This is a genomic window from Rhodococcoides fascians A44A (assembly GCF_000760735.1).
Classification (GTDB): domain Bacteria; phylum Actinomycetota; class Actinomycetes; order Mycobacteriales; family Mycobacteriaceae; genus Rhodococcoides; species Rhodococcoides fascians_E.
Genome location: NZ_JMEX01000005.1, coordinates 902507 through 914731, shown reverse-complemented (window position 1 = coordinate 914731; position 12225 = coordinate 902507). Strand labels below are relative to the sequence as shown.

At 65.0% G+C, this 12225-nt stretch carries 9 protein-coding genes; all 9 read left to right on the top strand.

What is annotated here, in order from left to right:
* The first annotated feature begins 24 nt into the window (after positions 1-24).
* Positions 25-1302: an alkane 1-monooxygenase gene (locus BH95_RS08075; protein ID WP_037181536.1), complete on the top strand. Its 1278-nt coding sequence runs from the start codon at positions 25-27 to the stop codon at positions 1300-1302.
* A 93-nt stretch (positions 1303-1395) separates the two neighbouring features.
* On the top strand, positions 1396-2898 hold the full coding sequence (gene ahcY, locus BH95_RS08070) for an adenosylhomocysteinase (protein ID WP_019666120.1): 1503 nt from the start codon (positions 1396-1398) through the stop codon (positions 2896-2898).
* Positions 2899-2906: 8 nt separating this feature from the next.
* Positions 2907-3572: a dTMP kinase gene (locus BH95_RS08065; RefSeq protein ID WP_037181534.1), complete on the top strand. Its 666-nt coding sequence runs from the start codon at positions 2907-2909 to the stop codon at positions 3570-3572.
* 4 nt (positions 3573-3576) lie between these two features.
* The gene (gene mtrA / locus BH95_RS08060; protein WP_008717777.1) at positions 3577-4254 is read left to right on the top strand and encodes an MtrAB system response regulator MtrA; all 678 of its coding nucleotides are present in this window, start codon (positions 3577-3579) and stop codon (positions 4252-4254) included.
* Entirely contained in the window at positions 4251-5993 is a 1743-nt protein-coding gene (mtrB, locus tag BH95_RS08055; protein ID WP_019666118.1) for an MtrAB system histidine kinase MtrB, read from the top strand. The genes mtrA and mtrB overlap by 4 nt, the downstream gene beginning before the upstream one ends.
* Positions 5990-7789: an MtrAB system accessory lipoprotein LpqB gene (lpqB, locus tag BH95_RS08050; protein ID WP_020112117.1), complete on the top strand. Its 1800-nt coding sequence runs from the start codon at positions 5990-5992 to the stop codon at positions 7787-7789. The genes mtrB and lpqB overlap by 4 nt, the downstream gene beginning before the upstream one ends.
* 41 nt (positions 7790-7830) lie before the next feature.
* On the top strand, positions 7831-8523 hold the full coding sequence (locus BH95_RS08045) for a ComF family protein (protein ID WP_037181533.1): 693 nt from the start codon (positions 7831-7833) through the stop codon (positions 8521-8523).
* A 282-nt stretch (positions 8524-8805) separates the two neighbouring features.
* Positions 8806-9474, top strand: a complete 669-nt coding sequence (gene hpf, locus BH95_RS08040; protein WP_019666115.1) for a ribosome hibernation-promoting factor, HPF/YfiA family — start codon at positions 8806-8808, stop codon at positions 9472-9474.
* Positions 9475-9708: 234 nt separating this feature from the next.
* A partial coding sequence (secA, locus tag BH95_RS08035; protein ID WP_244164850.1) for a preprotein translocase subunit SecA occupies positions 9709-12225 on the top strand: 2517 nt, incomplete at its 3' end.

Below are 12225 nucleotides of genomic sequence, written 5' to 3'. Positions count from 1 at the left end.
GGTTTTCTTTTCAGGGGGGATCGAATGAAACGCGCCGGTCACTCGTCCACGGCCGTGGACGAGTCAGCCGGGGGTGGCGTGTCGGGGGACGCGACCGTCGAGCCAGCACGAAGCACCAATGTCGTTCACAAGCGGCGGGCCGGGAAGCGAGCGTTGTGGCTTCTCGGCCTGCTGGCACCCGCGTCGGCCCTACTGCCGTCGCAACTGGTTCTCTGGACCGGAATGCCCATCTTCTGGTGGAGCGGTGTGATGGTGTTCTTCGTCGTGATCCCCGTCATCGACATGCTGGCGGGCGAGGACGGAGACAACCCGTCCGACAGCGACGCCGAGCACATGCAGGAGGACCGGTTCTACCGGTGGTGCACCTATCTCTTCCTCCCCGTCCAATTCGTGACGTTGCTGGTCGCGTGCTGGATGTGGGCGTTCGGTTCACTCGCCGTCATCGACAAGATCGGGCTCGCTGTGACGGTCGGGCTGGTTGCGGGCACGGGAATCAACGCGGCTCACGAGCTCGGTCACCGGATCGAGGAGCACGAGCGGTGGCTTGCGAAGGTCGCGCTGATGCAGACCCTCTACGGTCACTTCTTCGTCGAGCACAACCGCGGTCACCACGTCCGCGTCGCCACCCCCGAGGACCCGGCAAGTGCTCGGTTCGGCGAGAACCTGTACACGTTCCTGCCTCGAAGCGTCGTCGGGGGACTCCGATCCGCGTGGCGGCTCGAGAATCAGCGCCTGCATCGGCGCGGGATCCACCGATGGAGCCCGCAGAACGCCCTGCTGCACACGTGGGCGATGAGCGTCGCACTGTTCGGCACGCTGGTGCTCGTGTTCGGGCTGTCGATCCTGCCGTACCTTCTGCTCCAGGCCGTCGTCGGTGTCCTGCTGCTCGAGACGGTGAACTACGTGGAGCACTACGGTCTGCTTCGAGAGAAGAACGAGCGGGGGCGCTACGAGCGGTGCTCGCCGCGGCACAGCTGGAACAGCGACCGCCTGTGCACCAACATCTTTCTGTACCACCTCCAGCGGCACAGCGACCACCACGCCAATCCGGGCAAGCGCTACCAGACCTTGCGCAGCTGCGACGAGGCCCCGCAGCTACCGGCCGGCTACGCGTCCATGGTGCTCGTCGCCGCCGTCCCTCCGCTGTGGCGTCGAGTGATGGATCGCCGGGTGCTCGCTCACTACGACGGTGACATCACCCGCGCCAACATCCTGCCCCGACGTCGAGACAAGGTTCTCCACCGACACGGGCTACTCGCGGCGCCCGAGTCGCAGAACCGGACAACTCGTACGGCCGCCTGATTCCGAACCAGGGCGGCGCCACCTGGCCCGAACCCACCGCGAGTCGACCCGATAGCCTGGTGCGGAAACGCAACGCACAACAGGAGAGGCAAGATGACGACCTCAGCACATGCCGGCGGCAGTTCGGCCGCCGGATCGGCACTCACCGCGGACCACCGGGGTGGAATCGACTTCAAGGTCGCAGATCTTTCGCTCGCAGAGTTCGGCCGCAAGGAAATCCGGCTCGCCGAGCACGAGATGCCGGGTCTGATCGCACTCCGACGTGAATACGCGGAGGTGCTCCCGCTCAAGGGCGCCCGCGTCTCCGGGTCACTGCACATGACCGTACAGACGGCCGTTCTCATCGAGACGCTCGTTGCGCTCGGCGCCGAGGTGCGGTGGGCGTCGTGCAACATCTTCTCCACCCAGGACCACGCAGCAGCAGCTGTCGTCGTCGGCCCCCACGGAACCGAGGAGGAGCCCAAGGGCGTCCCGGTGTTCGCGTGGAAGGGCGAGACCCTCGAAGAGTACTGGTGGGCTGCCGAGCAGATGCTCACGTGGCCGGGCGAACCCGCGAACATGATTCTCGACGACGGTGGCGACGCGACGATGCTCGTGCTGCGTGGCGCCCAGTTCGAGAAGGCAGGCGTCGTACCGCCGACCGACGACGATCACGACTCCGACGAGTACAAGGTGTTCCTCGGATTGCTGCGTCGCTCGCTCGAAGAGTCGAAGACCAAGTGGACGGCCATCGCGGAGTCGGTCAAGGGTGTCACCGAGGAGACCACCACCGGCGTCCTGCGTCTCTACCAGTTCGCAGCGGCAGGCGAGCTCACGTTCCCGGCGATCAACGTCAACGACTCGGTCACCAAGAGCAAGTTCGACAACAAGTACGGCACCCGCCACTCGTTGATCGACGGCATCAATCGCGGCACCGACGTTCTCATCGGCGGCAAGGCCGTCCTCGTCTGCGGTTACGGCGACGTCGGCAAGGGCTGCGCCGAGGCACTCAAGGGTCAGGGCGCACGCGTCACGGTCACCGAGGCCGACCCGATCAACGCGCTCCAGGCCCTGATGGACGGATTCGACGTCCGTACCGTCGAGGAGTACATCGACAAGGCCGACATCGTCATCACCTCCACCGGCAACCTCGGCATCATCACCTTCGAGCACATGAAGCGGATGAAGCACCAGGCGATCCTCGGCAACATCGGCCACTTCGACAACGAGATCGACATGGCCGGGCTCGAGAAGGCCGCGGACGTGACGCGTATCAACATCAAGCCGCAGGTCGACGAGTTCCAGTTCAAGGACGGCCACTCGATCATCGTGCTGTCCGAGGGCCGGTTGCTCAACCTCGGCAACGCAACGGGTCACCCGTCGTTCGTGATGAGCAACAGCTTCTCCAACCAGGTCATCGCCCAGATCGAACTGTGGACGAAGCCGAGCGAATACGACAACGAGGTGTACCGCCTGCCGAAGCACCTCGACGAGAAGGTCGCTCGCATTCACGTCGAGGCACTCGGTGGCACCATCACCAAACTGACCAAGGAGCAGGCCGAGTACATCGGCGTCGACGTCGAGGGCCCGTACAAGCCCGAGCACTACCGCTACTAGGTCCCGTCGTGGGCCGTTTGATCGTCATCGAGGGAGTCGACGGCGCGGGCAAGAACACGCTCGCCCGTCGGCTCGTCTCGGCGTGGGAACGCGAACATCTCGAGGTGGTTCGCATCGGCTTTCCGAGGTACGACGCCTCGGTGCACGCCGATCTCGCCGCGGAAGCGTTACGAGGTGAACACGGCGACACCGCGCAGAGCGTCCACGCAATGGCGTTGCTGTTCGCGCTCGACCGCAGGTCGGCCGCGGAGGAGCTACGAAACGCGCTCTCTCACAACGACATAGTGCTGTTGGATCGTTATGTCGCGTCCAACGCGGCGTACACCGCCGCGAGGCTCGACCAGTCCGCGGACGGCGAGGCGGTCGAATGGATCCGCGCCCTCGAATTCGATCGATTCCAGGTACCGATCCCGGACACTCAGATATTCCTCGACGTGTCGGTGGAACTCGCCGCCTCGCGCGCGGAGTCACGCGAGACCGCGGACGCCTCGCGTACGCGGGATGCCTACGAGCGCGACGGATCGCTGCAATCGCGAACCGCTGCGGTGTACGGCGAACTGGCGGCGTCGAACTGGATGTCGCCGTGGCAGGTCGTCGGCGCCGACGTCGACCCCGATCGACTCGCCGCCGACGTGTTCAATCAGCCAACTGACGCCGGGAAAGTGACAACATAGGTCCATGAAGCCTCGGATTCTTGTAGTCGACGACGATTCGGCACTCGCCGAAATGCTGACCATCGTCCTTCGCGGCGAGGGTTTCGAACCGTTCGTGGTCGGCGACGGCACACAGGCGTTGTCCGCGGTACGGGAGAATCGTCCGGATCTCGTGCTGCTCGACCTGATGCTGCCCGGGATGAACGGCATCGACGTGTGCCGTGTTCTACGGGCCGATTCCGGGGTTCCCATCGTGATGCTCACCGCGAAGACGGACACCGTCGACGTCGTGCTGGGTCTCGAGTCCGGCGCCGACGACTACATCATGAAGCCGTTCAAGCCCAAGGAACTGGTCGCTCGTGTGCGAGCACGTCTGCGGCGCACCGAGGACGAGCCGGCGGAGTTGCTCTCCATCGCGGACATCGTCATCGACGTTCCCGCGCACAAGGTCAGCCGAGGGGACGAACTGGTGTCGTTGACGCCGCTCGAATTCGACCTGCTGGTGGCCCTCGCGCGCAAACCGCGTCAGGTGTTCACCCGAGAGGTGCTGCTCGAGCAGGTGTGGGGTTACCGCCACGCCGCGGACACCCGCCTCGTGAACGTCCACGTGCAGCGGTTGCGCGCCAAGGTCGAGAAGGATCCGGAGAATCCTGAGGTGGTGTTGACGGTGAGGGGAGTCGGCTACAAAGCCGGACCGCCGTGATCTGGTCCAACCGTTCGCGGCGTCGAATCAACGGAACGTTCACGCCGCTTCTGCGCTGGTTCAGAGCGCTCACCACATCGATCGGCCATGCGTGGCGCCGGTCGCTGCAACTGCGTGTGGTCGTCTCCACACTCACGTTGTCTCTCGTCGTCATCACCATTCTCGGCGCGGTGCTGACGAGCCAGATCACCGATCGACTCCTCGAAGCGAAGATCACCGCTGCCACGGAGGAACTCGAACGTTCCCGGATGACCGTGGAGGGCGCGCTGGCGGGCGCCGAGGAAACGACGGGGCTCTCCTCGCGTCTGGAACGCGCTCGTGCGCAGCTGACGAGCGGCGGAGTCGACTCCGGGCAGAGCACCGGATCCGCCGGTACCTTCGATCCCGTGCTCATCGTCGATGGAGACGGCATCAGGACGGACTCGTCCATCGGCCCGTCGTCTCAGATCCCGGAGAGCCTTCGGAATTTCGTCCAGGAAGGCCTGATCAGTTGGCAGTACGCCACGGTCAGCGACGCCGAGCAGGGTGACTACACCGGTCCGGCCATCATCTTCGGTACGCCGACCGCGTCGGACATCGCCGACCTGGAGCTGTACCTCGTGTTCCCGCTCGGGAGCGAGGAGCGCACCCTCTCGCTCGTGCGGGGGACGCTGCTGATCGGCGCCGTGGTCCTGCTGGTGTTGCTCGCTGCCATCTCCATGCTGGTGGCCAGGCAGGTCGTGCTGCCGATTCGCTCGGCATCGCGTATTGCCGTTCGATTCGCCGACGGCAGGCTCAAGGAACGGATGCCGGTACGCGGAGAGGACGACATGGCGAGGTTGGCCATGTCGTTCAACGAGATGGCGGAGAGTCTGTCCAAACAGATCACCCAGCTGGAGGAGTTCGGAAGCCTGCAACGAAGGTTCACCTCCGACGTCAGCCACGAGCTACGAACCCCGCTGACGACCGTCCGTATGGCCGCCGATCTGATCCACGACGGCTCGGCCGACCTGGATCCAGCGCTGAAACGATCGTCGGAACTACTGGTCAACGAGCTCGATCGGTTCGAGACCCTCCTCGGCGACCTCCTCGAGATCAGTCGCCACGACGCAGGCGTCGCCGAGCTGGCGTCCGAACAACTCGACCTCCGCATGTGCGCACGGGCCGCGGTGTCCACCGTTCGGCATCTCGCGCGGGAGAGCGCGACCGAAGTGATCGTCGACATGCCCGATCACGCGGTCGTCGCCGAGGTCGATCCCCGTCGCGTCGAGCGCATCCTTCGCAACCTGCTGGCCAACGCTCTCGATCACGGCGAAGGCCGCCCGGTTCTGATCCGGCTCAGGGCCAACACCGACGCCGCGGCGTTCGTCGTCAGGGACCAAGGCATCGGCCTGCGTCCGGGGGAAGAGAAGCTGGTGTTCAACCGCTTCTGGCGCTCGGATCCGTCGAGAGTCCGCAGATCCGGTGGCACCGGCCTCGGCCTGGCGATCAGTGTCGAGGACGCCCGGCTGCACGACGGCAAACTGGAAGCCTGGGGAGCCGTCGGCGAGGGGGCATGCTTCCGCCTGACTCTGCCGCTGGTGCGAGGACACAAGGTGATCGGCAGTCCACTTCCGCTCAAGCCGAGCACGCGCAGATACACCCAGGGGCAACCGCTTCCGTCCGCGACGGATCGCGCGGACGAACCGAGAGGACCCGGTGCGTCGATCGATTCCGCCGGTTCGATCGGCGCGGACACGGGCGGAGGTCGGTCCACATGACGACGCAGCGCCGACGCACTCGGTTCTCACGCGTCAGCCTCGTGGTCGCTGCGCTGACGAGTCTCGTTCTGATACTGGGCGGATGCGCGAGCCTCCCTGAATCCTCCAGTCCACAGGCAATCGGGTCGCTCACCGCAGGTGCGGCGTCGACAACTCCGCCCCCGCCTGCTTCGGGCCGCGAGCCGGACCTGCTGCTGCGAGATTTCGTGACCGCAAGTGCGGCATCGGCGAACCGACATCAGGCCGCTCGGCAGTTCCTGACCGCCTCGGCGTCGAGTAGCTGGGACGACAGCGCGAAGACCGTCGTCGCCGACAAGATCGATCTCCTCACCGGCATGCGCACCGACACCGAGGCGCAGTTCACGCTCCGATCCAACACCGTCGGTCTCGTGGCACCCGGCGGTGACTACCAAGCAGGAGCAGGCACGGTCGACTCGAACATCAGGATGATCAAGGTCGACGGGGAGTGGCGCATCGACGAACTACCCCCCGGCGTCGTCATCGATCGTTCGCAATTCTTCGGCGCATATCAGCGCAAGTCGCTGTTCTTCGTCGACCCGCTCGGCGCGGCCCTCGTACCCGACGTCCGGTGGGTGAGCGGCGCAGCCGATCAGATGGCCGATCAACTGGTCCAGTTGCTGATCGACGGACCGAAGCCGAGCCTGGCTCCCGCCGTGTCCAACGAACTGGGCAACGGCGTCGGAATTCGCGGGCCCATCACCAAGGCCGACGGGCGAACCTCGCAGGAGGCCATCGGGTCCGGCGGCGGCGTACGGATCGACTTCGGGGGCCTGCAGGCCGTCGACGCCAAGAACCGCGAACTGCTCGCGGCCCAGGTGGTGTGGACGTTGGCGTCGGCAGACATCGCGGGACCGTACGTGCTTCTCGCGGACGGTCAACCCCTCGACAACTCCAAACCCGACGGATGGACGACGGCGGACGTCGGCACCCTCGACCCACTGGCCTCGCCGGAGAACGACGTCGGGTTGCACGCGCTGGTGTCCGGCCGCTTGGTGTCCGTCGACGACAGCGGCACGACGCCGGTGCCGGGCTACTTCGGCACCGTGGAGAATCTGCGGAGCGCAGCGCTGTCGACGGACGGAACTCTCGTCGCAGGTGTCGCCGACACCGGCCGTCCCGCACCCGAACCGTCGTCGGCGTTGATGATCGGCGGCTACGACAGCGGAGCGTTCCCGGTGGCCGAGGGACAGTCGATCACCCGGCCCACGTGGGGAGTGGACAACAACGCGGCGTGGGCGGTCATCGACGGCACCAATGTCATTCGCGCAGCGCGAGATCCGGCCAACGGTCAGGTGTCGGTGCTTCCGGTCGACGCGGGTGCCGTGACGGCTCTCGGATCGCGAATCACCGATCTTCGTCTCTCCCGAGACGGCGTCCGGGCGGCCATGATCGTCGACGGGTTGGTGTACGTCGCGACAGTCGTGCGCCAACCCAACGGAACGTACTCGCTCGTGTCGCCGAAAGCGGTTGCCAACGGACTCGGTAGCGATGCGCTCGCGTTGGATTGGAGTACCGGCGACGCGGTGGTCGTCGTGCGTATCGCGACGGACGTTCCGGTGGTTCAGGTGACCACGGACGGCTCGCGGCTCGATGCGCTGCCGAGTCGAAACCTGACCGCACCTGTGTTGTCGGTCGATGCGTCGACGACGGCCGAGTACGTCGCGGATTCGCGCGCGGTGTTCCAGCTGAACAACAACGATCCGGCGGGGGATCGGTACTGGCGTGAAGTCGCCGGCCTGGCCGGGGTGAAGGCGACTCCGGTACTGCCCGGCTGAGCGCATCGTGTCTGTCGGACCGATCGGTCATACTCCCACGCATGAGCGGTGTGTTGGCGGCGATGTTGGACCTGGCCCTTCCACGTGAATGCGGTGGCTGCGGCCGACCTGGCGCCCAATGGTGCGCGCGGTGCGAGGACGAGTTGGTGAGCCCGCCGATCGCGCTGACTCCACGCGTGGACCCGTTCGTGCCGTGCTGGGCGCTCGGCACGTACGTCGGCGCCCGCCGGGCGGCGGTGCTCGCCCTCAAGGAGCGCAATCGACACGACCTGGCGGCGCCGATAGGCCGGGCCGTCGCGGCAGCGCTACACCACCTGAGGGTGTACGGGCATCTGGATCCACCGGAACTGGCTCGCCTCGTGCTGATACCCGCCCCGACGCGGGCGCGTGCCGCGCGCAGTCGTGGCGGTGATCCGGTGCGCCGGTTCGCCGCCGATGCCGCAGCTGCGCTGTGGCCGGAACCGGTGTCGATGGTGCCTGCACTCGCGATGGCGCACGGCGTACGGGATTCCGTCGGTCTCGGTGCCGCACAGCGCGCGGCCAACATCTCCGGCAGGATTCGAGTGCGTCGCGGTGCGCCTGCTCTCGAACTCGGCTGCGGCGCAGGCTCGGCCACCTCGGTGCTGCTGATCGACGACGTGATGACCACGGGTGCAACCGCCGCCGAATCGGTAAGAGTGCTAAAGGAATTCGGAGTCCCGGTCGACGGAGTCCTGGTGGTGACGGCAGTCTGAGACTCCCATGGACTGCTCCATCCGTGATGGGACCGCGACGTGACTGAACAAGTTCTGAGAATGTCGGCGAATTCCGCGTGAACGGTGGCACACCGGCGGATGACCGACTAACGTCGCAGTCACGTACTTGCAGAGCAAGAACCGGTGGTTCCGCTGTGTGAGGCGATGCGACTTCTCGTTACGTGGAGGTGATGCGGCTGAATCTGATGCCGGTTGGTTCCCCACTCGGCATGAGCACTTGCCGCGTCGCACCGGCGGCGTGGCCGATATCGGGAGGTACGCGTGACGACCCCTTCACAAGCTTCGGTTTTCTTCGACGAGAAGCCTTCGGACGAGTCCACCAAGACCCATGCCGACGTTGTGGTCAAAGGCCGCAACGTCGAGATCCCAGACCATTTCCGGATCTACGTATCCGAAAAACTCGCCAGGCTCGAACGTTTCGACCCCTCCATCTACCTGTTCGACGTCGAACTCCAACACGAGCGAAATCGCCGACAGGCCAAGGCATGTCAGCGCGTGGAAATCACCGCGAAGGGCAAGGGCCCCGTGGTTCGTGCCGAGGCATGTGCCGACAGTTTCTATGCAGCCCTGGAATCGGTGACCTCGAAACTGGAAAGCAGGCTGCGTCGCACGAAGGACCGTCGCAAGGTCCACTACGGAGAGAAGCGTCCCGTCTCGGTGGCCGAGGCCACCGCCGAACTCGCCGAGGACGACGATCTGGCGATCGACCCGGACATCAAACTCGACACGTTCGAGGACGAGCCGTCGGGCCCCGGTCAGATCGTGCGCACCAAGGTTCACTCCGCAGCCCCGATGAGTGTGGACGACGCACTCTACGAAATGGAACTCGTCGGCCACGACTTCTTCCTGTTCCACGATTCCGCGACCGACAGACCGTCGGTGGTGTATCGCCGTCACGCGTTCGACTACGGGTTGATCAGGCTCACGTGAGCTGAGAATTACGTAGGAACACCCTGAGACGAAGCAGGCCTCACCCGGAAAACACCAGGTGGGGCCTGCTTTGGTACGTGGGTCTGTGGGCCCTGACGGTCCAGCGCCTACCATGGTTGCGTCAGGTCGCATCGGCAGGTCGCATCACCAGAGCTCGTCGCGACGTCGGAGGGGCCTGCACCGCCAACCTGTCGACCGAATACAAGTAACCGAGGATCGAGGACGAGAAAGCCCGTGCCTTCGCTGTCGTTTTCCAAGCTGCTCCGTGTCGGTGAGGGTCGCATGGTCAAGCGACTCAAGAACATCGCCGACCACGTGTCCACCCTGTCACCGGACGTCGAGGGCTTGTCCGACGACGAGCTCAGGGCCAAGACCGTCGAATTCAAGGAGCGCTACGCCAAGGGCGAAACGCTCGACGAACTCCTGCCCGAGGCCTTCGCCGTTGCGCGCGAAGCATCGTGGCGCGTCTTGAGCCAGCGGCACTTCGACGTCCAGGTGATGGGCGGAGCGGCCCTGCACTTCGGCAACGTCGCGGAGATGAAGACCGGTGAAGGCAAGACCCTGACCTGCGTCCTCCCGGCATACCTCAACGCGCTGTCCGGTGACGGAGTGCACGTCGTCACCGTCAACGACTACCTCGCCAAGCGCGACTCGGAGTGGATGGGACGAGTTCACCGTTTCCTCGGCCTCGAGACCGACGTGATCCTGTCCGGCATGACCCCGGCCGAGCGTCGTACCGCGTATGCCGCCGACATCACGTACGGAACCAACAACGAGTTCGGCTTCGACTACCTGCGCGACAACATGACGCACTCGCTCGACGATCTGGTCCAGCGGGGGCACAACTTCGCCGTGGTCGACGAGGTCGACTCGATCCTGATCGACGAGGCCCGCACGCCACTGATCATCTCGGGCCCGGCCGACGCGTCGTCCAAGTGGTACGGCGAGTTCGCCCGCATCGCACCGTTGCTGAAGAACGACGTCCACTACGAGGTGGACATCAAGAAGCGCACGGTCGGTGTGCACGAGGCAGGCGTGGAGCTGGTCGAGGATCAGCTCGGCATCGACAACCTGTACGAGGCCGCCAACTCGCCGTTGGTGAACTACCTCAACAACTCGATCAAGGCCAAGGAGCTCTACACCAAGGACAAGGACTACATCGTCCGCGACGGTGAGGTCATCATCGTCGACGAGTTCACCGGTCGTATCCTCGTCGGCCGCCGGTACAACGAGGGCATGCACCAGGCCATCGAGGCCAAGGAGAAGGTGGAGATCAAGGCCGAGAACCAGACTCTCGCCACGATCACGCTGCAGAACTACTTCCGGCTCTACGACAAGTTGTCCGGCATGACCGGTACCGCGCAGACCGAGGCCGCGGAGCTGCACCAGACCTACGGCCTCGGTGTGATCCCGATCCCGACCAACCGCCCCATGGTGCGGGTGGACAACGGCGACCTCATCTACAAGACAGAGGAAGCCAAGTTCGACGCCGTCGTCGACGACGTCGTCGAGCGACACGGCAAAGGTCAGCCCGTGCTGATCGGTACGACGAGCGTCGAGCGTTCGGAGTACCTGTCCAAGCAGTTCACCAAGCGCGGCGTCGTCCACAGCGTGCTGAACGCCAAGTTCCACGAGCAGGAAGCGACGATCGTCGCCGAGGCCGGTCGCCACGGCGCCGTCACGGTCGCCACCAACATGGCAGGGCGTGGTACCGACGTCGTGCTCGGCGGTAACCCGGACATCATCACCGACGTGCAGCTCCGCAAGCAGGGCCTCGATCCCGTCGAGACGCCCGATGAGTACCAGGCAGCGTGGGACTCCGCTCTCGAAACGGTGAAGGCTCAGGTCAAGGCCGACGCCGAGACCGTGCGCGCCGCCGGCGGCCTGTACGTCCTCGGCACCGAGCGTCACGACTCACGCCGGATCGACAACCAGCTCCGTGGTCGATCCGGTCGTCAGGGTGACCCGGGCGAATCGCGCTTCTACCTGTCGCTCGGTGACGAATTGATGCGCCGGTTCAACGGTGGTGCGCTCGAGTCGATCATGACCCGGCTCAACCTCCCGGACGACGTTCCCATCGAAGCCAAGATGGTGTCGAAGGCGATCAAGAGTGCGCAGACCCAGGTCGAGCAGCAGAACTTCGAGATCCGCAAGAACGTCTTGAAGTACGACGAGGTGATGAACCAGCAGCGCACCGTCATCTACGAGGAGCGGCGTCGCATCCTCGAGGGCGCTGACATGGAGGGCCAGGTCGAAAGCATGATCACCGACGTGATCACTGCCTACGTCAACGGCGCGACCGCCGAGGGCTACGTCGAGGACTGGGATCTCGAGCAGCTGTGGACAGCGCTGAAGACGCTCTATCCGGTGGGTCTCGACCACAAGGAGCTCTCGCACGAGAACGAATTCGGTGAGAAGAGCGACCTGACCCGCGAAGAACTCCTCGAAGCACTGCTGGCCGACGCGCGCGCCGCGTACGCCACCAGAGAGAAGAGCATCGAAGAGGTGGCGGGCGATAATGGTATGCGTGAGCTCGAACGCCGTGTGCTGCTGTCCGTCCTCGACCGCAAGTGGCGTGAACACCTTTACGAGATGGACTATCTGAAGGAAGGCATCGGCCTGCGAGCGATGGCACAGCGTGACCCGCTGGTCGAGTACCAGCGCGAAGGCTATGACATGTTCCGAGGCATGCTCGAAGGACTCAAGGAGGAGTCCGTCGGATTCCTGTTCAACCTTCAGGTCGAGGCCACA